The organism is Actinoplanes regularis (genome assembly GCF_900188005.1).
Classification (GTDB): Bacteria; Actinomycetota; Actinomycetes; order Mycobacteriales; family Micromonosporaceae; genus Actinoplanes; species Actinoplanes regularis.
Genome location: NZ_FZNR01000001.1, coordinates 592685 through 617712 on the forward strand (window position 1 = coordinate 592685; position 25028 = coordinate 617712).

Below are 25028 nucleotides of genomic sequence, written 5' to 3' on the forward strand. Positions count from 1 at the left end.
TGAGAGACGCACCGAGGGCCGGGCAAGTGCCCGGCCCTCGGCTCACTGCTGAATCGATCAGTCGGTGGTCCGTAGAACCCCGACCTCATTGGGCGTCAGCGCCCGATCCCACATGTGGACTTCGTCGAGGGCACCGCTGTACCCGTCGCCGGGGGTGTCCGAGCAGAATTCAAGGTACGTCTCGCTCGAGGTGAACGGCGTGACGCCGGCCACACTGCCCTCGCTCTTGCCGTCGACATAGAGAGCCAGAGTCTTCGACTCGGCGTCGTACGTCACCGTCAATTCCGTCCAGGCGCCGGCCTGCGGAGCCACCGTAGACGTCACGGTGAACCAGGTCGGCGTGCCCATCGGAGTCGACGCCATGCTGGCGACCCAACGGTTCGTCGACTTCTGGTACCTGACCTCCACCGACGGGTTGTCCTGGCTGATGAGTTCGCGCTGGAGCGCGATCGCATCGCCGTCCAGCTTATCCAGACGAGTCCACATGGTGATGGTGAAACTCTTCGTCGTGTTGAGCGGCAGGAAGGTGACGGCGCTGGCGTTGCTCAACTCCCGGATCTTGGTGAAGACCGCCGCTTGCGTGTCCGCTCGCCGGCCCTGGCCCAGCACCGCGTTGTGAAAGTCGAGCCAATACTGCTTCCGCGGGCTCCCGTAACCGTGACTAGTGTCGATACTGTCGTTATACGTGCCGATCGTTGAATTATCGATCAGCCAAGTCGCGACCTCGGGGGTGCCCCAGCCGCTACGGGCCAGGTGCACCACTTCGGTCATATCGACGGCCCGGTCCCACAGCTTGACCTCGCTGAGGTCGCCGGCGAACCAGGTCGAGCCACCGCGGCCGATCCACGTCGCGCCGGCCGGGTCGTTGAACGGGGTGACGTCGGCGACGCTCCCCTCGGCCCGGCCGTTGACGTAGATGGTGAGGACCTTCGTCCCCGCGTTGTAGACCGCGGCGAGGTGGGTCCACACGCCGGCCTGCGGCGCCGCTGCGGAGTAGGCGTTCCACCAGGTGACCCCGCTGCCCGAGGTGGCCGACGGCATCTGCGCGAGCCACCGGTCCGTGGACTTCTGGTACTGGAAGTACAGCGACGCGCTGCCGCTGGCGTCCCGGGTGAGGATGGTCCGGTCAGCCGATTTGTCGGTCAACCGGGCCCACGCCGACACCGTGAAACTCTGGCTGGTGTCCAGCTTCAGAGTGGTCTCGGCGTAACTCGAGGTGCCGTTGAACGTCGCCGCCTTGCCGCCCGCCCGCCGAGCGGCCGACCAGGTGACGCCGGTGAGCGTCGCGGGATGGTCGCCGGTCGGCCCGGTGTCCGCCGCCGTGCTGCCCGTGCCTTCGTCCAGCTGCCACGCCGCGATCGGAGCTGTGGCGAGGTGCGACTCGATGTGCACGCCCGTGCCCGGCCGCAAGACCGGCTGCATGGAGCTGTACTGCATCGCGATGAGGCCGTCCGCGTCCTCGATACCGATCGTGGACGCGCCGCCCCTGCGGATGAAGGTGTCGTCACCAGGGGCATAGACGAAGTCGTACCCGCCAGCTTCGTTGAAGATCACCTGGAAGCTGGTCCGGACCGAGATGTCGCCGTACTGGTACACGTTCTTCCACTCGACGACGAACTGGCGGTTCGGCGCCTCGCCACGAGTCGCGGTCCGCACCGCGGCCTCGTCATCCACCACCCAGTCGCTCCAGAGCGGGTAGACGGCCGCGTTCGGACCGCTCTCCGCGCCAGGAGTGGGGATGCCGCTATAGCCGACCTTCGACGTCTCGGGGTCCGCGAAGGCAATGTAGCCGTTGCTGTCCACCCAACCCGAGCCGTACAACTCGCCGTAGAGCTGGACCCGGAACGGCAGCTTGATCGACATGAAGTCGTCGTCACCGCTGATCGCCAGCTTGGTGGCGTCGTCGTCCAGCGACGTGTAGTCGATCGGCTGCTCGGACATCGTGTAGCTGCCGACAGCCGGCCTCGCGGTCAACGCGAAATCGGCCGCGCCCTGAGCATTCGTGCTGACGGCCACGGTCTGCGCGACCGAGCCCAGGCAGGTCTGCCCCGAATCGGTGGCGATCACCTGCCAGGTACCCGCCGGCACCCCGTCGAACCGGTACCTACCGTCGGCCGCGGTGGTCGTCGACTGACCGGCAACCGTGACGGCTACCCCCTCCGCCGCCCCGCCCGCGCAGGACACCAGACCCGTGACGCTGCCCTGGCCGGGCTCACCCGGGTGATAGGTCACGCTGAGACCCTCACTGAGCGCGGCCCGGTGGAACAGGTACCGATAGCCGATCGAGCCGGTGGCGTCCTCGATGCCGATGCTGCCGGTGCTGCCCTGCTCCGCCGGGCTGGCCGGATCGATGTCGCGATAGTTCAGCGTGATCTCGCCGTTCTCCGTGAACACCGCCTGGAAGCTCACCCGCGCCGACGGATCTTCGTCGAGATAGACGTTGTCCCACTCGACGATCCAGCTGCGGTTCGGGGCCGTCCCACTGGACTTCGTCGAGATCACCGAGTTCGTGTCGCCCTCCCAGTCGTCCCAGAAAGCGAACACGTCACCCTGCACGTCGGACGGGTTGCCTGTTGGCACCGGATAGTTGAACGGCATCACACAGCAGGCATCCCGGAACGAAACCGCGCCGTTCTCGCCCACCAGGGCCTTCGTGTACGACTCCCCATAGAGCTTGATCGGGAACGGCGTCGTCGCCCTCCAGGAGTACTCGGCAGCTTCGGTGGACCCGAACGTCTGCAGGGTCTCGCCGTCGGCGAAGGACCCCGTTCCGACGGTGCACGTGTAACCCAGTCCGTCGCCCGCCAGCATCAACGACAGGTCGGTCCGGGTGTCCCGCACCACATGCTGCACCAGGTCGGACGCATACTGGCCGGAGCACGAATCGCCCACGCCGGCCGCCGTCACCATGTATTCGCCGACCGGCACGCCGGTGAACTGGTAGTTACCGTCGGCGTCCGTAGTCACCTTCTTGCCACCCGGCTCCAGGGTGATCTCGTGGTCGGCTATCGGAGCGCCGGTGACCGCGGTCGTCAGCGTTCCGCCGATCGTACCGGCCGCCGCTGGCGTCCAGGTGATCGACGACTGCGTGGTCAGCGACGCCTCGTTGTAGGAGTAGACGGCCGCGGCCGAGCCAGAGGCGCTCTCCAGCCCGATGGACGCGGCGTTCCCCCGCTCACCGTTCGCAACCAGGGATGCGTACTCGAAGACGATTCGCCCGTCCTCGCGGAAGATCACCTCGAAGGTGCTCGGCGTTGGGTAGTCGATGCTGACGTCACGCCACTCCACCACAAAGGACCTGTTCGGCGCCGTGCCGATCAGCTCGCTGCGGATGGTGCTCTGGTCCAGCCTGCTGACCTGATCCCAGTACGGCGCGATCACCGCGTTCGGAGTCTCCGTCGAGGGCATCGGTCCGTTGGCGTAGCTGTCCTCCTCGGGTCCGCCACCCATGATGATCAGACCGTTCACGCCGACCGTGGCCGTGCTGTAGGTCTGACCGTGGTACAGCACCGGGAACGGGAAGTTCAGCGGGGCGTTGTACTCCCCTTGGCTGCCCGTCACGGGAAGCACGGTCGACGCGGGAACGTACTGGTCGGCCCCGATGCTGCAGGCATACCCGAAGGCGCCGTAATCCGGCGCCAGTCGCAGATCACGGACCACATCGGCGTCGAGTTGCACCTGGCTGTCCGCCAGCAGCGCGCACCGGCCGCCCGGCGTGCTGGTGACCCGGTAGCTGTCCGCCACCAGACCGGTGAAGTTGTACGCGCCGTTCGCCGCCGTCGTGGCCGTGAAACCACTCGGGTCGAGCTTGACGACCGCGCCACCGATAGGCTTGCCGTCCGTCCCGGTCAGGGTGCCGGACAGGTTGTGCACCTCCAGCATGCCGGCGGAGTCGGGGCGGGTGAACACGATCGCCCTGCCGTTGGCCAGCACCGGGTCGCCGGTCGAGTAGGTGAATCCGTCCTCCTCGGTCGGCGCAGCGATCCCGACCAGGGCGTTGTCGCCCTGCTCGGTCGCGTTGTCCAGGCCGCTGTAGTTGGTGGTGACGGAACCGTCGAAGCCCAGCGTCACCTCGAAGCTGAGCCGCTGCGCGGTGTTGCCCTTGCGGTAGACATTGCGCCACTCCACGACGGCCTGTTGCGTGGAGCCACTGCCGGAGACAGCGGTCCGCACACTGGCCGAGGCGTCGACGACCAGGTCGTCCCAGAACGGGGCGATCACCGGGTTCTGCCCCGCCATGGTCGTCAAGTCGCCGGAGCCGAGGTACGGGTACGAGCCACCCGGGTTGGCGAACGACAGCACGCCGTTCGTGTCGACCCAGACCGTCCGGTAGGCGCTGCCGTAGAACGGGAACGAGAACGGCAGGGTGACCGTGGTGACCGCGTCGTCGCCCGTCAGCGGCAACACGGTGGTGCCGGTGGCGAAGCTGGCGGTCCGCTCGATACAGGTCTGCCCGAGTTTGTCCTTGATCCGGTACAGGTACAACTGCAGGTACAAGCCCTGCTTGTCGACCAGGTAGGACTGGTTGCCGGCCATGCCACACCGGCCACCGGAACCGGCGCTCACCGAGTAGTTGCCTGGCGGCAGGTTGGCGAAGACGTAGCTGCCGGCGGCGTCGGTGGTCGTGGTGTAGCCGCCGGGCTGCAGGGTGACTGTGGCGCCGGCGGCACCGAGCCAGTTCGTATCCAGCACGGAACCGGACAGGCTCGCCCCGAAGACGGTGAGCTGCCCCTGATTCCACGGCCCGACCCGCGCGCCGTCGTCGACCGACACCGCGTAGAACGGCCGATCGCCGGTGATGGTGCCGACCGGAACGTCGACGGTCGCGCTGCCACCGGCGGTGGCGGCATTGACCGTGTTGCCCAGGCTGGTGTCGCCGATGCTGTACTTGAACTTGGTGACGTTGGTGTCACCGCCGGCGTCGAGCTTGACCCTCAGGCTGCCACCGGATGGGGCCTCCGACCCGTTCGGGAAGGAGATCGCGGGCTGCATCGGCAGGGCCATGTCGGCCAGTTTGGCTGCGGCCTCAGCGAACGCGTAGACCCGCACGTCGTCGACGTCGCCGTTGAAGAAGCCACTGTCGGCGCCGCTCACCTTGCTCTTGCCGATGGTCAGCGCGCCAGCGGCGTTGAACCCACCGGTCAACGTCGCCGTCGGCTGTGCCACACCGTTGACGTACAGGGTCAGTTTCTTGGTCGAGGAGTCGTAGACCCCGGCCAGATGCACCCACTTGCCGGCGGTCGCCGTAGCGGTCGACAACGCCTGGACATAGGCGACACCGTCGGTGTCCGTTCCCGCCATCGCGAAGCGCCACTTGTTGTCGCCGGCGGAGTAGCCCAGCGTGAACGCCGAAGTTCGGCTGCCGCCCTGGGCGACCGCGACGCGCTGGCCGGTGCCACCGGTAGCGGTCAGTTTGACCCGCGCGGTCACCGTGAACGTGCTGTCGGTCCGCATCGTCATGGTCGCACCGGTATCCGGGTGCGGATAGGTGGCCGGGGTCGACTTGGCCGCGAACCCGCTCGTCCCGTTCAAGGACAGGGCAGTGCCGTCACCGCTCCGACCGGTCGACCGGGTGGCGCCGCCGCCCAGGGTGAGGGTGTTGCCGTGGTTGCTAATGTCGGTGGCCGTGGTCGTGCCGTCCGCCTCACCGAACGTCCAGTGCCCGGCGGGACCGTTCGCCTTCACGCTGAACACGTATGTCGCGGGAGTCGCCGAACACCGGCTGGCCCGGTCGATCGCCCACACTCGCAACGTGTTGATGCCGTCCTTGACCGGCGTCACGGACATCGCACCACCGTGCGTGGTGGCGTCGGCGTTCACCTTCGCCGCGGTGGTGCACAGTTCGCCGGAGTCCAATGACCACGCGTACTGCAGAACCTCCTCAGGCCGCGTCGTCGGCGCCGCGACCGAGAACGTGCCGGTGATCCCCGGCCCGCCGCTCGGCGTCGTCGACGAGGTGTAGCTGGTCGACGTCGACTTGATCACGCCCGGCGTGGGCGGCGGCGTCTCGTCGACGGTGAACTCACAGAGACCCGACCAGGTGTCCAGGCTGCCGTCACTGGTCTTGGCCTGCCACACGTAGGTGGAGCCGTCGACCAACTTGCCGGACGGGATGTTGCCGACCACCGGTCCGGGGTTGCCGTTCGACTGCGACACCTTGTTGGTCTCGCTACGCGCGGAGCCCCTGGCCCACCAGTAGAACGAGGTGGTCAGGTTCTGCTGGCTGGTGTCCGGGTCCGACTGGGTGCCGGTCAGCTTCACCGGGTAGGTCCAGAGCACGTACGGCCGGGCGGTGCCGGTGGCGCAGGCCCTACCGTCCGATTTCAGGTCCCGCAGCGCGTTCGGCTTCTGGTTGTACGTGACCACCAGCTTCGCGGTCGACGGGTCGTACCGCTTCCACTGGCTGGTCGTACCCTCATCGATGGCCTTCATGCCGAGGGTGAGCGTGCTCGCCGAGCCGTCGACCAGCTTCGAGACGTCGAACTCGAGCGTGCCGGGGCCGAGGCAGCCGTGGATCGCGCCGTACTTGTGGTTGCCCTTGGCCTGCGCCGTGTTGGCGGTGTACCAGGTCGGCTGGTTGTTCCAGGTGGTCGACGACGAGATGGTGCCGGTGCGCCAGACCTTCGCGTTGGTGGACGGGTTACACGTCCAGGCCCAGCGCTGCTCGATCCGGAACTCCGCGGACTTGACGTCAGTGCCCACCACCTTGCTCGTGTCCATCCGGAAAAACGACCGGACGATGTAGTCCGAGCAGCCGGTGCAGTCCTCGGTCCGGCCGGCCCCGGCCGAACCGGTCAGCTTGCCGTCGGTCAGCGCCGTGCTGTTCTGCCAGAACGACTTCGTCGGGTACTTGCTCCACACCGACGTCCAGGCGTTGCCGGACAACCCTCCGGTGACGGACGGGTCGATGTAGACCGGGTACTTGGTCGTCGGGTCGGCCAGCATCTTCTGATCCGGCGTGATCGTCACCGCGTTGCCGGCCACCCGGAGCGGCATCACCGAGCGCCGGGCCTTGCCGGAACTGCGCTCGTTCCCGACCTGATCGCTCTTCTGCACCGTGGCCGGCTTCTTGGTGGCCTCGCCCCCGGACGCCCCGGCGGGGGTGTCCACCGGACCGGCCGAGTCCCACATGAGCGGCGCGGGAGCGTTGAACACCTGGGCGCCGGCCGGGTCCTTGCCGACCAACCCACCGCCGGCGGCAGCGCTCACCTTCAGGCCCTTGGCCGCCAGCCCCAGCTTCAGGGCCTTCAGCTTCGGGTTGGCCGCGGCCTTGCGGTCGCGCACCACCAGCACCTCGGAGAAGCCGGTGGCGGTGGCGGTCACCCGCAGGTCCACGCCGGCCAGCACCTCCCGATAGACCGCGGTCGAGCCGTCCAGCACCGGCTTCGGCAGCTTGCCGGGCCAGTTGAGGCCCAGTTCGCGCTTGCCGTCGCGGAGTTTGCCGAGCAGCGAGTCACCGCCGCCGGAAAAGGTCATCGGCAGCACCGCGGCCTTCGGCACGACACCGGCCGAGGTGACCTTCAGCGTCGTGTCCACCGGCACCCAGGTGTCGCCCTGACGCACCCGGACCGGCTCGACCGACTGTTCCACGGTCTGCGTGCCGTCCGGGTTGGCGAATGTCTGCGAGGACTCGGTGCGCTCGGCGAGGATCTCCACACGCCTCCCGCAGTCCCGCGCCGCTCGGCCGGCCACCGCTCCGTCCGTCTGTTCGGGTGCGCAGCTCCCGTTCTTCGGGGGCGCCGCCACGGCGGCATCCGCGCCGGTGGCCACCTGTATACCTGCCGCCACCAGAGTGACCGCGCACATGGCGGCCAATCTTCGGCGGACGTCGACAAAATACATCGATTCCCTCTTCATTTATGGGCTTGATCGAAACCAATGACAATCTTAGATTTTCAAGATCATCATGGCTACCCCGCGACCAGCTCAAACGGCCGCCACCCCTGCGCGCTGGTCGCTCACCTGCGAAAACTTCCCATCAGAACAGCACGGGATCGTTGCGACGGCCGCCGCCCAGCCGGACGGCCTCCCCAATCGGCAGCACCTCGGTCTCGCGACCACCGGCACCGACGACAACTACTTTGGTACCAACTCGACGATGTTCCGACCGAGACCTCGGCCGTCATCGCGACGCCGCCCTCGGGGCCCTACGGGAACCGACGTGCAGAGGGTCCATAATGACAACCATCAGGGGAGTGGGTTTCGACCCAAACATAGAACCATTCCTCTATTGGTTCCACCCCAGCTGATCGAAAGAAGCGCGCTCTGCGGATCGCCGGGTGCGCTTCTTTCGTGCCTGCGGACATTTCCCTGACAGATCAACGGTGACCGGGGCGATGATCCCGCCTCCGGCCTCACACCCTGCAAGGCGTCGTTGGCCTCGCAGGCTCCGGGTTGAAGTTGACGCACCGGGTCAATCGCAGAAGGTCACCACCAAGGCCTCCGACTCCTCGGCCAGGTATCCACGATCGCAATACTCCACGTGCGTGTGATCCGACGGCGCGGCTTCCTCCGCGAAATCCTTGAGGTTGGATGCGAACAATTCGAGATGGGCGCCACCCCCTCGAATTTCGAGAGAGTCACTCTCCACGATCCAGCGGATCACCACCGGAGCCGCCTCCGGAACAAACCTGAGGCTGGAAAGAAATCGGCTGTAAGGTGACGGATCGCCCTCAGTCGCGAGCGCGACAGAACCTTCGCCGGACAGCAGCCTCTCCGCCAAACCGGCCAGCTCCGACGAAGTTCCGCACAACTCGATCTCGCCAGTCTTGTCCCCCACCGAGACGCGCATACTCCCCCTTCAGCCAAACTTCGGATGCATCACAGAAGGCTCGGCCAGACACGCCTGCGGCCCGGATCCGTCAGTCCCCGGAATATCCCCAAACAGCGAGCTGTCGCATCCCACCCACCCCGTTGTCGAGCACCACGCAGTAACCGCTCCACCGCTGACCGAAGTCGCCTAAGGTGCTCAACCGATGCAGGAACTGCTCACGGGTGGGCATGGCCGTACCGAACAATCGATGCACTTCTTCCGGCATGAGGTGACGCAACGTCCCGAAGCCGTCGGACTCTCCTGGAGCGACAACCCGTACGATGTCCAGCACCGAGTGCGTCCCGGTGCTGGCTACGGCCGCATCGGCCAGAAGCCGTTCTAGAGTCGCCGGTCGGACCGGCTCCCAGCTGTCGTCCTCATCGTCGTCCGGCCAGTAGTACTCACCAGCTCCGAAGGCCTGCCGATGAAGCCGATCGAGGACAACACGGAGGTCGGGCTCGTAGTCAGTGAAGTAGTGCCAACCCGACGCACCCATCGCCGCGTCCTCTCCGTCCGACCCGGCTATCGAGAAACACTCGGGTCCTCGTATACGAGAAGCGCGGGGGGCGCGACGAGCGAGGGCGCGGCCTGCACCGGCATTCCCGGAGGCAGGATCGGGGCCAGGGCGTGGAAAACCTCCGCCGCCTTCTCGGGTAGATAGTCACGGAAGTCATTTGTCGCCAGTAGCCACATGCCGCCGTCGCCCAGCTGAGCCACCTCGACGAAGGCGCCGGTCGCGCCGAGCCCCCCGGACCCACCGACCTTTTCGGTGAGGTCTCCGGGAACAAGGGTCAGCCACGAGTACCCACGAAGCCAATCTCGGCATGAACCGATCGCATAGCGCGGCTCCACCCGCCGAAGACCGGCAACCCGATGGTCGGTGTGCTGCTCGAGTACGGTCTTACCCGCGTAATAGTGGTAGCCGACCTGCCCGAAACCTGGATTTGCGTGTTCGGCGTACGCGCGCACGGCGTCAAGCCAGCGACGCTGGGCCTGAGAGCCTTGCGCGGGGTCCGTGAAGCGTGAGGCGCGGACCGCGGCCTGCAGCTGCATCCACCCTGGAGACTCATCGTAGGTCTGGATCGACGCGCTGAAGTCACCGCCCACCAGGCCACCAAACTCGTCGATCCGCCCGGTTTCCAGACGAACCCAGTTCGGCGGTGTGTCCGCCAACTCGCTCCGTAGCCACTGCAGACCCTTCACCGACAAGGTCCGCGTCTTCTCCCGGGCCATGCCACCGGCAGGGTTCGGCCTGGTCACCGTGACCAGGCCGAACAGGTCCCCCACCCCTAGGGCTTTCATGGCCGCCGAGGGCAACGCCGGCAAACCGGCCAGTTGCGCACGGGCATCGCCAGCCACCTCGGTGAGTAGGTGGTCGATCCAGTGGTAGGCCAACTGGGCGAGCCGTTCAGCCGAGCCATCAACGTTCAGCTGGATGTCAAGGCTGTGGTCGATCGGGGCCTTCGGCCCGGGAAAGAAATCCATGTTTCGCATACTCCTTCGCTGTGCCTCCAGCTCGAGATCGACAGCTGACGCGAGCCATTGCAGATCCTAATCTTCCCGATCAGCCTGGATCATGGAAGGTCCGGCGCCCGGGGCCGTGCCGCCTGGGCGCCGGAGGCAGCGATCAACTCGCCGACAGGTTAGCGGATAAGCACGGGCCTGAGGGGCATTCGGAAGCCAGGTGAAACTGAAACAGGAAGCAACCAGTCGAGAGGATTCGGCGGGTTATCGAAAGAGTTGGACGGGGCGCTGGGAGCCGCCGCCGACGGCTGCTGAGTCAACTCGTTCTGCCTCCTCCAGGACTCTTCCCGCATCTGGCCCATGGTCGCGTACGGCTCATTGAACGTCGAGTCTTCCTTTTTTCTGTTCGTCGTCCAGTAGATGACGACTCCCTGGTAGTTGGGCGGTCGCCCCTCGTTCTCGGAAGAGCTGGTCCATAGTGTTTTGCCCTTAGTGACCGGATCCGGCTGACTGAGCCGGTAGGGAAGCCGCTCCCCAGGCTCAATTTTCACCTCATGCCTGGTGTTTGCCCTGAATTGTTCAATATAATGCTCCAGTTCGCTCGGCGCCTTGTACTCACCGGTGCCGGGCGCCGGCACGGGGTTACCGCCGACATGTTTTACTTCCCAGATATAGAACGTCTCGGTATCCGGGTCGTACGCCATTACGTCGGCGTACCCAGGCTGATTTTTATTCGAATACTTGGTGGCACCGGGAATGTGCCACTCGGTTCTGACATACCACGTCGGATGCGCGAATTGGATGAAATCACGGAGTTGTTTCTGCGCTGCCCGGTGTCGGGTGCTGTAGTCGTTCAACTCCTCCGCCGAAATTTTCTTTCTCTTGTTCTCCGCATCAGCTTCCCGCTTCGCCTCATCATTGTTGACCCCCGCGGCAACGGGATCCGCTTCGTTCTCCTTGGTCGCCGCGCCGCTCGGACCGTAATAGGCGTCGTCGCCACGAAGGCCAGTAGGGTCACTCTGACTTATGGGGGTGTTTCCCGCGTAGCTGTAGGCATTCCACTGCTGCGGATCGGCGAGGTCCTGAACCGGGTCGACAGAGATGAATCTGCCGAGCGACGCGTCATACTCCCGGGCGCCGAGATGAAGCAGACCGGTGTTGTCCTCAACACCTCCCACCAGTCCCCGGTCATTGGGCCACGCCACCTGGGCACCGCGGGGAGTGCCGTACGGCGTCTGCCGCCGGACGGTGGCCTGTTGCGTGGTTGAGTCGATCGCGATCGAGGCCGTGCCCTGATGGTCGGGTGACAGCCAGGTCAGCTTCGCGCTGACCCGGGAGCCGACTACCGCACCGCCGAACGTGTAGTAGCGAGTACCAGTTGTGGTCGCGTTGGTCTTCGTGTAGCGAATCTCCTGGCCGGCCAGGTAAAGCGTGCTACCGGCCGGATCCCGACGGATCAGTCGGTTGCCGTCCGCGTCGTAGACGTAGCTGGTCTTCCCGGCGACGTCGGTCGCCGTGTCCAGATGCCCCTCCGGGTCCCAGGTCATCGTCTGGGTGCCGGAGGATCGGGTCGGCCGGGTCAGCATGTTGCCGGTGGCGTCGTACGTGTAGTCGCCGGCCTGTGCCCCGGTGGTCCCGGTCACCGCGTGCGGCCGGACACTAGCCGCACCGGGTACGGGGTACTGGTATCGAGTGACGCTGTCACCGGCAGCGGCGTGCTCGACCTGCTCGGTGCGATTGCCGATCTTGTCGAACTGCCAGCTGTACCAGTACGGTGCTGGACCGCCGAGCGCTCCGGCCGAAGGTTCCGCCTTACAGTCGCCACCGGCCGGCGTCCAGGCCTGGGTCAGCCGACGCAGATTGTCATAGGTGTAGCACTGGGTGTCATCGACCGGGTCCGGGGCCGCGTCGGCTACCTCGGTGATGTTGCCGGCGTCGTCGTAGGTGTAGCTAGTGTCCCCGAGCATGTACGGCGCGACCGAGTCCCGGTCTGTACGGATCCCGGTTACCCGGCCGGTCTCCGCCTCTCGGGTGTACTTGAAGTAGACCCGGCCACCTTCACTCGAGCCGGTGTAAAGCTTGATCTGGTCGAGTTCACCGATCGCGTTGTAGTCGGTGCCGACCACATAGCGCAGGTTCTGACTGCCGTACAGGCTGTCGAGGGTGGTCGCTTCCCCGAAATCGTTGTAGCCGATGCTGAGTGTCTCGGCCGGCAGGTCAAGGTTCGTGCCGGGCAGACTGGTCGATTTGAGCGAGCCATCGCTGTTGTATGTGGCGTTGTAGTTGTATGTGCCGGCCAGCCCAGTTTCGGTGTCCGGGATGATGACCTGCGTGTTGCCCGGCTGGTAGCGGTCGTTGTAGTCAAGGATTTTCGCCTGGTACGCGGCGGAACCGACGAACCGGGTCGACTGCGACAGATGCCCCTTCGCGATCGTGTCGTAGATCCACTGGGCTCGCATCGTGCCGCCGACCTTGTCGTCGTAGACGGCGCGCTTACGACCGAGCGTGTCGTACTGATAAGCGACCGTCTTGCCACGCGCATCGGTCGACGTAAGAACATTGCCGGCGTTGTCATAGGTGAACGTGTTCGCGCCCTTGTCCGGGTCGCGGACCTCGACCTTGCGTCCTCGAACGTCGTACCTGTAGGTCCACTCGTCACCAAGGGTGTCGACGGCCTTCGTCTCGTTGCCTCTGCGGTCGAACTCATACGTCGCGGCGTCCCAGGTGCCCGCGACGGCGGGCGTCGGCGCGGCCCCGCGATACTGGCGAAGTTCGATGGCACGACCACGCGCGTCGACAACGGTGGAGGTGGCGGTGCCTCCAGCCGGCGGGGTGACGTCCGTCCTGTCGCCGCCGTACGCCGTCGTCGTGCGCCAACGCTCCACGCCGTAGGGCTGGAAGACACTGGCTACGACCCGGCCGACACCGTCGTAGATCATGCGGGTCTGCCGCGGCACAAATGCCCGGTCGGTGGTGGCGAGCAGCGTTCCGCTTGCCTCTCCGTCGGCGTGGTAGCTGTCGAATTGCAGTGCTTTTCGGCCGACCGAGTCGTAGAACGACTCTGAGATGATCCGTCCCCCGGAGGGCGAGGGTGCCTGCACCTGCCGCGGCCGGAGCAGACCGTCGTAGAGCTGGAATGACGTGACGTACTTGCCGACCGCGTTGAGGGTGGAGTTCTTGACGACACTCGGCCCGTCGGTGCGCATGTCGTATGCGAACGTCGCACTCGCGGAGTCCACGCCCTTGGTCCGGCCCGGCTTCCACACGGCGGTCAGACGCCCCAACCCGTCATAGGTCACATCGGTGCGCTTACCGTTGGGATCGATGGTCGAGGTGGTCAACCCCCACGCCGGGTCGACGACCACAGTGCTCTCGTGCAGCAGCGGATTCTTGACGAGCCGCGAGGTGACCGGACCGTCCGTTGCCGGTGTGTACGCCGTCGTGCTGGTCGCGCCCATCGCATCGGTGGACGAGGTGACTCGGCCGTGAACGTCGTAGCCCGTCTTACCGACGACGGAGAAAGTCGGCGCACCGCTGTTCCAGGTCACCATCGTCTGGCTCTGTGTGGCCAGGCCCTTGGTCGGAGCCGTTCCGTAGGTTTGACCGTCGAAGCTGGTCCGGACCTCGCCGACGACATCCTCTTCGGTCAAGGTGCCGCCGGTGTCCGCGCACTTGACCGCGTACGTCTGCACCTTGTGTGCCCGGCTCAGAAGCCAGGCGGTGGTGTTCCGCGGGGTATAGCTCGTCTTGGTGCACTGCTCGTCGCCGGCGACACCGTCCTCGCCCAGGTCGTCGACCTGAACCACCATGCCGTAGCCGTCGTAGGTGTTGACCGACTTGGTGACCCGCTCACCACGGCCGCCGTCGAGGGCGACATGGTTCGCGACCGTACCCACTCGTACGAATCGGGCGGTAACCGTGTCACCGTTGAGGGTACGGGTGGCAGTCGCCGACGACGCCCAAGGTGTATACAACTGGCGGGTGACTACCGCTCCGACCGACCCGTTCAGCATCTTGGTCTCACGGGTCATCCCGACGAACCAGTCGTCGTCAGCGATGCCGTCGACGCTCACCTCCTTGACGCCACCATCGGCGTTGAGCCGGTCGCCGTTCATGCCCCGGAAATAGCGGGTCTCGGTGTAGGACTGCTTGTCTCCGGCGTCGCCGACGGTGACCCCGACCCGGCCGTAGCCGCGGTAGTCCGACCAGGTCTTGTACTTCTTCTGGATCAGGCCGTCGTCGTCGTTGTAATGCCAGGCCGCGCCGTCGTAGTAGTCGTACTTGTAGACCACTCGCGGGCTGCCCATCGGCGGCGCGCCACCGGTGTTGTCGTTCTCGTAGACCGTGGTCACGACGTACTTGTTGAACCAGTCCGTGACCGGATCCTTATAGCCCTCCGGAATCCAGCGCACCGGATAGCAGCGACGGGTGTTGGTCGCCGGGTTCGGCATCGTCTCGCCGGCCTTGCAGTCCTGCTCCGAGTACACGACACTGATCGACCCGCCGGCCTCGGTACGGATCCGGGAGATCCGCATCCAGTTCATTGCTGCCGCGAAGTCCCCGGTCGCGTCCACCCGGTTCGGCATCTGCACCGGCGTGAACTCCACATCCGGCACGGAGACATTGGTCCCGATCAGCCCCGTACGTGACAGCTTGGAGAGCCACAGGCCGGCGCGGGTGCCGTCACCCGGGTCCGGGAAGGTGTGGGTCAGCGTCCACTTCTCGACGCTCCGGTAGGCGGTGCCGTCACGTACCTGGGTGGTGACATTCGCCAGACGCTTGGTACTCCAGAACGTCGGCTGGAGTTGGTCCTTACATGAATCTCCGGTGCACGACTGGTCCCATGGAACGTCCGGCCAGTGGGTCGCGTCGTGGGCCCCACAGTCGTTCAGGCAGCGGTCCTCGACAGCGAAGTCGACCCGCATCGGTGCCAGTGTGTTGAGCGCCGAGTCGACACCACTGATTCGCCTCGTGCCGTAGTCGACGTGATCGAGCCACGCGGCCCGGTCGTACCCCGCCGCGTCGTCGGCCTTCATGTTCCGGCCGTACTTGTTGGATTCCTTCGTGTACCAGTACGACATGGAGTTACCGGACAGGTCGACGACGTAGTCGAGATTCCAGCGCCAGGCCTGCGTGCAATCCGAGTCGGAGAACGCCGTCGCATGGCATGGCTCGCCCGGGTCGTTACCGAACACCGGCGCCGTCAACGTCGAATTCGTCAACGGTTTGCCGCTGCTCCAGCCCGGCAGACGATTGACGCCGAACCAGTACTGCACACCCTCGGTGGTGGTGACGACCCAGTACTCGCCGTCGTTGTCGCCGTTGCTCGCGCCGGTCTTGCGCTCGATCCGCGTGCCGTCATCACCGCGCAGGTGCCAACGCTTCTCGGTCGAGTTGTAGATCAGCTCGCCGGCATGACCTGACAGCGACAGCACCGCGTTGTCGGTCTCCCAGCACAGGTCACCGGTCTTCTCGGCATTGTTGGCATCGCCGTCCATGTCGAGGGCACAGGTCTGATAGCGACGTTCGAGGAAGCCGCCGAAGGTCGCACTGAAGCCCTCGCCGATCCAGGAGGGCTGATTGTTCGAAGCCGCGTGCCGGCCATCGACCGACTGCGATGAATATCCGAGCTCGAGATGCGGTGCCGGCCCGCCGAGCGACGGCGGAGCCTGCATCGAATACGACCAGGTGAAGGCGCCCGTGCTGCCACCGGCAGACCAGCTGGACGATGCGTTCAGAGATGTAGCCGAGTAGTCTCCTGCCGGCCCCGAAGGGGCCGCAGTGGCTGCCATCAATGTCGACACACCCGAGACAGGGACCTCCGCCGAGACCGTCTGGGCCGCCACATCGTTCTCCGACTTCAGCGGAGCAGCCGCGCACTCCTTCTTTTCCGGAGAGTTCAACGCACACGTCGGCAGCGTCACCAGCCGAAGCCGGCTCGACCAGTCCGCGCCGTAGGCGTTGGCGAAGGACTTGTAGTCGACGATCACCTTCGCCTTGCCCGCAACCGCGACCCCGTCTGCCCGGTCCAGGCGCATGAGCACGCCGTGGACGCCGGCACGGTCAGTGGTCGTACGGTCGAGAACCTCCGCGCGCACCCGCGACGCCGCGCCCTTCGCCGGACGCGCCACCCGGATCGGGAGGACACCCGAGGCCACGACGGGTTTCCCCGCCGCTGGCACATCGATCACCTCACCGGCGGCCTTCGGCCAGCTCGGGGCAGGACGTGCCGACGCCTGCCGCCACTGCTTGGCAAGCGGTTCCGATGCGATCTTCGCGGCCCGCACCGCCACCGTCGGGACCGGCTTCGCCGATGACGGCGTGTATGGCTTCGGCTTCGCCGCCCACGCATCAGGCGCTTGCGCGAATCCGCCTAGCAGGGTGACGGCAAGGCTCGCCGCCAGGACCGAGGTACGTCGTTTGAAATGGGATCTCCTTACCGAAGGTGATCCAGCGGGCGCGGAGGAAAACACGTGAGACTCCAGATTCGGGGGGAGTGACGGGCGCTCGCTGAAGGCCGGCATTCTGGCCAACCCTCGGCGGTTGCTCACCCGATGGATCAGGAGGCGATGACGGCGAGGGGCCGAATGGCAGGTCGACGCCAGGTCGCAGAAGGGCGAGTTAGCGGGAATAAGCCAGGGAGGTCATCAAGACGAGTTCGCACTCAGCGATGCCACCGAACTCGCGGTGGCCGTGCGGCGGCGAAACGACACGACAGCAGCACTCATCAACGCTCCCCCGTAGAGCGAAAACTCCTGAACGATCGATGACCTTACGGATCCAAGATCACCACTGGGAAGCCCTCGTCAAGGCCGCCCGCCGCCGAGCCGTGACGCGCTGTAGCAGCTGGTCACGGGCATGCGCCTATCCGAAGAGGCTTCACAGCACGCCAAGACAGGCGTCGAACCATCGAGCGCATTGTTACAGCCAGCAACTTCAACACTCGAAAGTGATATACATCACAACACGATGCGCCGGGTGGGCCTAACTCGCCGCCATCCCCCGCCGCCCGATCCATCCGTAACAACGACCGGCCGAGGGCTGGGCTTCGACCCACTCCTCGGCTCATGCCCCTGTTGACCACACCTGCGCTGATCAGAAGAAGTGCACCCCGTGGATCACGGGGTGCACTTCTCTTGTCCCTGCCGACATCCCTCTGACAGGTGAAGAGGTGACACCCAGCCATCGGCCAGGTGTCACCTCGCGGAATCTGGGCTATGCGGCCGAATAGTGCACGGCCTGATGGATCATCAATCTCATTCCTGCATCCTGTTCCCTCAGCCCCCGGAGGCTGCACCTCGCGCCTGGAAGTCTTCCAGTAGATCGACCAGAAGTTCCGTGACCTCGGGCCCCGATCCGATCGGGATCTGGTCGATCCCGAGTTCGCCCTCCAGGAGCGAAGGGAATTCCAAGGAGCCCACGATGTATGACCAATGGAGCGATGACCTGCGGCCGAGGATCCGATCCGCGACATAATCCTGGAATCCGGCCAACGGCGCTCCGTCGAGTGCAGTGTTGAAGCCCTCCACGAAGGCAACCGCCGTGGCGAATCGATCGTCCAAGAGATACATTCGGCGCCGTTTCCGGAGATGAAAGCACAACTCGGTCAGGGTCATGGCAGATCACTTGACCGGCGTGAACTTCAGCCATTCACTGTATGTCCGCTGTGAGCGGTACGCATCCATTGACATGCCCTCTTTTCCGGTAAAACCGCCATACCCCCCCATACCGTCCTTGACCACCGCGCAGTGCTCGTCCCATGCTCCTTGCTGATCCTCGGCGGTGACGATCGGGCCGCCTTCGACGGTGAGCTGATACAGGTCATCGTTGTGGACCCAAACGGCAAGGGGCCTGATCTGCGTCTCCGCAGTTCAGACCCCTTGATCATCTTGTGTTTCCGAGGGAGGCTACCCCTCAACCTTCCATTCCGTAGGCTAGCGCCCTGTTGACCCGGCGCAGCCATTCTTCTGCCGACTGCCGGACCGACTCGTCTTCGTCAGTCGACAGAAGAGTGAGGCACTCACGCATTGCTTGCGCTTTAGCCGCATCCATGCTCGCCTCAAACAAGACTTGGCCCGTAGCCCCTCCGAGATGATCTGCTTGTACGGGTGTGGCCAACCCCCACACAACCAGAAACACTCTCCACGCAGCAGTACCACCGCGAGCAAGCAGCGCCTCGGCAGTTTGCGCGATTACCCCGGTGTCCCGCCTGTCCAGCAGAAGTTCCTGAAGCACGGCGTCAACATCCGCGCGACCCACGTAGGAGCTCAGCTCTTCGCCAGCGCGTGCACGATCGGACCACAGCGCCGACCGTGCCAGCGAGCGAAGTTCATCCACATTCATCCAAATCAGCCATCTGCTCGGAAATAAATAGGTTAGGCGCCGCCGCTAGCCGCATTTTGCTAGCACCCGAATGGAGGCTCCCCTTCGGGCCCAACACCAGGAAAAGCCTCTCCTGTTTCCTTCGGGAATTTGCCGCCCGTCTTCTTATTTTCGTTATATGTCCACGGCTGCATGTGCGGCGTTTCGACTCCTCTATGCGTGTTGCCGGTAAGGTCAACACGACGCAAGATCATCCCATCTTCGTCATAAACAGCGTAGTTCGTGATAGCACCCTGATCGTTCGTCCGGTAGTAAATTCCACCCTTCGGCCCGGGCGCGTCTCGCGCACCTCCGATCGGAAAGTCACCGCCGGTCCAAGGATGGGCATTACCCCAAGGTCCACGGCCTTCGCCTTCGTTATGTACGAGAACCGGGGTATTGCCGGCGATCACATAGTACGTGTGAATGTCAGCAATGGTGAGGTTGTAGGCCTTGGCGTATCGGTGCGCCGCGAGGTCGAGTTCACCGACCCGGGCAACGCCGGTCGGCGTGCGGACCAGGTCACCTCGGTCGAGATCCTGAACCTCTTCCCACTTCTGGTCGGTCTCGTTCCAGAACGGGTGATCCTCGGTGGTAACGATCGGAGCGCCGCCGACGGTGAGCTGATATAGGTCATCGTTGTGGACCCAAACAGCCTCGATTCTGCGCGGGCCTTGCTTACCAGATTCTGGGTCGGTGGCGAGAACCTCGTCACCGACCTCAAGGTTCGCGAACTCCTTGATGCTGCCATCGGCCATGAGCACCTTAGTATCGGCGCTGAAGCTCTTGCACTTACTCGTCAGGCTGTTCTTGCCGGGGGTCTCGTCGACTTCGCTGAATTTCGACTTGGCGCGCCAATCAGCTCTTGCCTTGAGTCCAGCCGCTTTGAACTCTTCGGTCATTCCAACGCCGCCGCCGCCGAATTCGCGCCAAGGGCAGCCATAGTCGATGCACCCTTGGATCGTCCGGTCGGTCTCGGCCTTCCAGGTGTATCCGTCGCCGCACTCGGTGTATTTCCAGGCGCAGGCGTAGAAGATCAGATCGAAGGTTTCGCTGTCACACCGCTTGTAACAAGGCGTCCCGATGTAATCGAGCTTGGCCCGATCGACCCCAGCGGCGAGAGCATCGATGTCGGGACCGCCTGCGCGGATCTCGACGCCGTTGATCTCCTTACGGCCGCTGGAGTAGGTGGTGACGGTGGTGCCGTTGTTCAGCCTCCGGTGAGACGTCGCGGTTACGCCACTCGTCGTGCTGGTGTTGACGGTCTTACGGCTCACCGGGTTGTAGCGCTCGCCGTTGCCTGAGCCGTTTCCCGTGTCGACGAGCAGGCCGCTGGGGTCGCTCAGGGTGATCGGGCTGTTGTTGGCGTAGGCGTAGCCGTTCCACTGCTGCGGATCGGTCAGGTCCTGGACCGGGTCCGGGGAGACGAAGCGTCCGGTGGACGGGTCGTATTCGCGGGCGCCGAGGTGGATCAGGCCGGTGTTGTCGATGACGCCACCGATGAAGCCGCGGTTGTTGGGCCAGGCGCCGGCGGCGGTGCCCCGTGGGGTTCCGTAAGGGTTCTGCCGGCGGGTCGTCGCGCCCTGGTCGGAGGCGGAGACGGCGACGCCGGCTGTTCCCTGGTTGTCCGGAGACAGCCAGGTCAGACCGGTGTTGGTCCGGGACCCGACGGTTCCACCCAGGTAGCTGTAGTAGCGGGTGCAGGAGACGGCCGCGGAGCTGTTGGTGTAGCGGATCTCCTGGCCCGGCAGGTACAGCGTGCGACCGGTCGGGTCCCGCTGGACCAGCCGGTTGCCGTCGGCGTCGTAGATGTAGGTGGTCGTGCCGGTGCTGTCGGCGGCCGTGTTCAGGTGGCCTTCCGGGTCCCAGGTCAGGGTCTGGGTGCCGGAGGTGGCGGTGGGCCGGGTCAACATGTTGCCGGAGCCGTCGTACGTGTAGCTGCCGGTGTGTGCCCCGGTGGTGCCGGTGACCGCGTGCGGGCGAGCGGTGGTGCTGCCCGCGGCCGGGTAGGCATAGCTGGTGGTGGCGTCACCCGAGGCGGAGTGCACGACCTCCTTCGTACGGTTACCCGTGGCGTCGAATTCCCAGCTTTGCCAGTACGGCGCGGGACCGCCCAGGAGAGACACGGAAGGTGCCGCGGCGCAGTCGCCGTTCTCGGGCGTCCAGGCCTGGGTCAGCCGGAGCAGGTTGTCGTACGTGAAGCACTGGGTGTCGTCGGTCGCCTCGGGCGCTGTGTCGGCCGCCTTGATGATGTTGCCGGCGTCGTCGTACTGGTAGGTGGTGTCGGTCAGGACGTACGGTGCGACGGTGTCCCGGTCGGTGCGGATTCCGGTGAGCCGTCCGGTGTCCGGCTCCCGGGTGTACTTGGTGTAGACCCGGCCGCCCTCACCGGTGCCGGTGCGGTACTTGACCTGGTCGAGCTCGCCGAGCGCGTTGTAGTCGGTGCCGACCACGTACGGCTGGTTGGTTCCGGCATAGAGGCTGTCCAGCGTGATCGGCTGCCCGAGGCTGTTGTAGCCGTAGGTCAGCGTCTCCGCTTGGAGGTTGCTGTTGGTGCCCGGCACGCTGATCGACTTCGTCGAGCCGTCCGGGTTGTAGGTGGCGTTGTAGTTGTAGGTGCCGCCCAGCCCGGTTTCACTGTCCGGGATGATGACCTGGGTGTTGCCGGGCAGGTAGTCGTCGGTGTAGTCGAGGACCTTGGTCTGGTAGGCGGCCGAGCCGACGAACCGGGTCGACTGCGAGAGCTTGCCCACCGCGACCGTGTCGTAGATCCACTGGGCGCGCATCGTGCCACCGACCTTGTCGTCGTATGTGGCGCGCTTACGACCGAGCGAGTCGTACAGGTAGGCGATCGTCTTGCCGCGGGCATCCTTCGAGGTCAGGACATTGCCGGCGTTGTCGTAGGTGTAGGTCGTGACGCCGTGGTCCGGGTCGTCGGTCTCGAGCGCCCGGCCCCGGGCGTCGTACCGGTACGTCCAGTCGTTGCCAGCCGTGTCGACGATCTTGGATTGGTAACCGTGCGAATCGAAGGTGTACCTGGTGGCATCCCAGCTACCGGCCGTATACGGGGTCGGCGTCGTCCCGTGGTACTGCCGTTGCTCCACGGTCCGGCCACGGGCGTCGACGACCGTTGCCGTCGCCGTACCACCGGATGGTGGGGTGGTGTCGACGCGGTCGCCACCGTACGCGGCCGAGCTGCGCCAACGCTCGGTGCCGAAAGGCTGGAAGACATTGGCGACGACCCGGCCGACGCCGTCGTACACGGTCCGGGTCTGCTTCGGCACGAAGGCCCGGTCCGTGGTCGCCAGCAGAGTCCCGCCGGGGTTCCCGTCGGCGTGGTAGGCCCCGAAGCTGAGCACCGAACGTCCGGCGCTGTCGTAGAACGACTCGGTGACGGTCCGTCCGCCGGTCGGTGACGGTGACTGCGTCTGCCGCTGCCGCAGCAACCCGTCGTACAGCGTGTACGCGGTGACATAGTCGCCGGCGGCGTTGAGGCCCGAGGTGGCGACGACCGACGGCTTGTCGGCGTTGATGTCGTAGTCGTACTTGAGGTTCGGGTTGTCGGTGCCCTTGGCCCGGCCCGGCTTCCAGACCTTCCTGAGCCGGCCCAGCGAGTCGTACTCGGTATCGACGCGCTTGTCGTTCTGATCGACGGTGGCCGTCGTGGTGCCCCACGCGGGCTCGAACGTGTTCGTCGTCTTCTGCAGCAGCGGGTTCGTGCTCACCGCGGAGGTGACCGGTCCGTCCGTGGCCGGGGTGAAGCTGATCGTCGTCTTGGCGTCCAGGGCGTCCGAGGCCGTGACGATCCGGCCGTGCACGTCGTAGGTGTTGCGACCGGTCGACACGAAGGTCGGCGTGCCGTTGTTCCAGGCGGACATCGTCTGGGTCTGGGTGACCAGACCGCGGGTCGGTGTCGCCTCGAAAGCCTGGCCGTCGTACAGGGTGCGGGTCTCCCCGAGCACCTTGTCCTCGGTGAGGGTGCCGGTGGTCTGCGCGCAGGGCACGGTGTACGTCTGCTCGCGGTGGATCCGGTTCAGCACCCACGAGGTGGTGTTACGCGGCGTGTAGTCGGTCTTGATGCACTGCTCGTCGCCGGCCACGCCGTCTTCGCCGAGGTCGTCGACCTGGACCAGCATGCCGTACGCGTCGTAGGTGTTGACCGTCTTGGTGACCCGCTCGCCGCGGCCGCCGTCCAGCGTGACGTAGTCGGCGGTGGACTCCACGCCCACGTACCGGGCGCTCACCGTGTCGCCGTTGATCGTGCGCGACGCCGTCGCGGACGAGGCCCACGGCGTACTCACCTCGCGGGAGACGACCGTGCCGCCGGGCCCGTCGAAGGTTTTGGTCTCCCGGGTCTGTCCGGCGAACCAGTCCTCGTCGGCGATCTCGTCGACGTTCACCGGCTTGACACCGCCGTCGGCGTTGAGCCGGTCGCCGTTCATGCCCCGGAAGTACCGGGTCTCGGTGTAGGACTGCTTGTCTCCGGCGTCGCCGACGGTGACCCCGACCCGGCCGTAGCCGCGGTAGTCCGACCAGGTCTTGTACTTCTTCTGGATCAGGCCGTCGTCGTCGTTGTAATGCCAGGCCGCGCCGTCGTAGTAGTCGTACTTGTAGACCACTCGCGGGCTGCCCATCGGCGGCGCGCCACCGGTGTTGTCGTTCTCGTAGACCGTGGTCACGACGTACTTGTTGAACCAGTCGGTGACCGGTTCCTCGTAGCCGTCCGGAATCCAGCGCACCGGATAGCAGCGACGGGTGTTGGTCGCCGGGTTCGGCATCGTCTGGCCAGCCTTGCAGTCCTGCTCCGAGTACACGACGCTGACCGAACCGCCGCTGTCGGTACGGATCCGGGAGACCCGCATCCAGTTCATCGCGGCCGCGAAGTCCCCGGTCGTGTCCACCCGGTTCGGCATCTGCACCGGCGTGAACTCCACATCCGGCACCGACGCGTCGGCGCCGACCAGACCGGTGTGAGACAGCTTCGAAAGCCACAGACCCGCGCGAGTGCCGTCACCCGGGTCCGGGAACGAGTGCGTCAGCGTCCACTTCTCGACGTCGCGGTAGCTGCTGCCGTCGCGCACCTTGGTGGTGACGGCGGCCAGGCGCTTGGTGCTCCAGAACGTCGGCGAGAAGTCGTCCTTGCAGGAGTCTCCGGTGCAGGACTGGTCCCATGGCACATCCGGCCAGCGGGTCGCGTTGTGCGTGTCGCAGCCGCTGAGGCAGCGGTCGTCGACGGTGAACTCGACCCGCATCGGCGCGAGGGTGCTGAGCACCGAGTCGACCCCGCTGATCCGCCGGGTGCCGTAGTCGATGCGGTTCAGCCACGCTTCGCGGTCGTAGGAGGCGGCGTCGTCGGCGTCGAGGTTCCGGCCGTACTTGTTGGTGCCCTTCGTGTACCAGTACGACATTGAGTTGCCGGACAGGTCGACGACGTAGTCGAGGTTCCAGCGCCACGCCTGCACGCAGTCGGAGTCCTTGAACGCGGTCTGGTGGCACGGCTCGCCAGGGTCGTTGCCGAACACCGGCGCCGTCAGTGTCGAGTCGGTCAGCGGCTTGCCGGTGCTCCAGCCCGGCAGGCGGTTCACACCGAACCAGTACTGAATGCCCTCGACGGTGGTGACGACCCAGTACTCGCCGTCGTTGTCGCCGTTGGTGGCGCCGGTCTTGCGCTCGATTCGAGTCCCGTCGTCGCCGCGTAGGTGCCAACGGTTCTGGGTCGAGTTGTAGATCAGCTCACCGGAGTGGCCGGAGAGGGAGAGCGTCGCGTTGCTGGTCTCCCAGCACAGGTCGCCGGTCTTCTTGTCGTTGTTCGCGCTCCCGTTCATGTCCTCCTGGCAGGACTGGTAGCGGCGCTCGACGTAGCCGCCCGCCGACATCTCGAAGCCCTCACCGATCCAGGAGGGCTGGTTGTTCGAGGCCGCGTGCCGCCCATCGACCGACTGCGCCGAGTACGCCAGACCGAGGCTGGGTGCCGGACCGCCCAGCGACGGCGGGATCCTCATCGGATAGTTCCAGGTGAAGTCGCCGGTGTTCCCACCTCCACTCCACGTCGACGAGGCGCTCAGCGAAGTAGCCGCATAGTCACCGGCCGGGCCGGACGCCGCGGCGGTAGCCGCCATCAACGTTGACGTGCCCGAGACGGCGACCTCGGCCGAGACCGTCTGGGTCGCCGCGTCGTTCTCCGACTTCAGCGGAGCAGCCGCGCACTCCTTCTTCTCCGGCGTGCTCAACGCACACGCGGGCAGCGTCACCAGCCGAAGCCGGCTCGCCCAGTCCGCGCCAAAGGCGGTGGCGAAGGACTTGTAGTCGACCGTGACCTTGGTCTTGCCCGCCGCCGCGACGCCATCGGCCCGGCCCAGGCGCATCAGCACACCGCGGACTCCGGCGCGTT

At 65.6% G+C, this 25028-nt stretch carries 7 protein-coding genes; all 7 read right to left on the reverse strand.

Annotation, left to right across the window (positions count from 1 at the left end):
- Positions 1-57: 57 nt before the first annotated feature.
- Positions 58-7656: a LamG-like jellyroll fold domain-containing protein gene (locus tag CHC09_RS02565; RefSeq protein WP_179276923.1), complete on the reverse strand. Its 7599-nt coding sequence runs from the start codon at positions 7654-7656 to the stop codon at positions 58-60.
- A gap of 757 nt (positions 7657-8413) precedes the next feature.
- Positions 8414-8791: an Imm32 family immunity protein gene (locus CHC09_RS02575; protein ID WP_089291284.1), complete on the reverse strand. Its 378-nt coding sequence runs from the start codon at positions 8789-8791 to the stop codon at positions 8414-8416.
- A 70-nt stretch (positions 8792-8861) separates the two neighbouring features.
- Positions 8862-9308 (reverse strand): hypothetical protein, encoded by a 447-nt coding sequence (locus CHC09_RS02580; RefSeq protein ID WP_089291285.1) that lies wholly within the window; start codon positions 9306-9308, stop codon positions 8862-8864.
- 26 nt (positions 9309-9334) lie between these two features.
- Positions 9335-10297, reverse strand: coding sequence for a hypothetical protein (locus CHC09_RS02585; RefSeq protein ID WP_089291286.1), 963 nt, complete (start codon positions 10295-10297; stop codon positions 9335-9337).
- A gap of 158 nt (positions 10298-10455) precedes the next feature.
- Positions 10456-16749, reverse strand: coding sequence for an RHS repeat-associated core domain-containing protein (locus CHC09_RS02590; RefSeq protein WP_307833920.1), 6294 nt, complete (start codon positions 16747-16749; stop codon positions 10456-10458).
- 804 nt (positions 16750-17553) lie between these two features.
- Complete coding sequence (locus CHC09_RS02595; RefSeq protein WP_089291288.1) at positions 17554-17892, reverse strand: hypothetical protein; 339 nt, start codon at positions 17890-17892, stop codon at positions 17554-17556.
- Between the two features lie 786 nt (positions 17893-18678).
- On the reverse strand, positions 18679-25002 hold the full coding sequence (locus CHC09_RS02600) for an RHS repeat-associated core domain-containing protein (RefSeq protein ID WP_143232195.1): 6324 nt from the start codon (positions 25000-25002) through the stop codon (positions 18679-18681).
- Positions 25003-25028 lie beyond the last annotated feature (26 nt).

Bases quoted from the DNA above. Each gene is read 5' to 3' on its own strand.
- CHC09_RS02600 (WP_143232195.1), bottom strand. From the start codon at position 25,002: ATGCGCCTGGGCCGGGCCGATGGCGTCGCGGCGGCGGGCAAGACCAAG.
- CHC09_RS02595 (WP_089291288.1), bottom strand. From the start codon at position 17,892: ATGACCCTGACCGAGTTGTGCTTTCATCTCCGGAAACGGCGCCGAATG.
- CHC09_RS02580 (WP_089291285.1), bottom strand. From the start codon at position 9,308: ATGGGTGCGTCGGGTTGGCACTACTTCACTGACTACGAGCCCGACCTC.
- CHC09_RS02585 (WP_089291286.1), bottom strand. From the start codon at position 10,297: ATGGATTTCTTTCCCGGGCCGAAGGCCCCGATCGACCACAGCCTTGAC.
- CHC09_RS02575 (WP_089291284.1), bottom strand. From the start codon at position 8,791: ATGCGCGTCTCGGTGGGGGACAAGACTGGCGAGATCGAGTTGTGCGGA.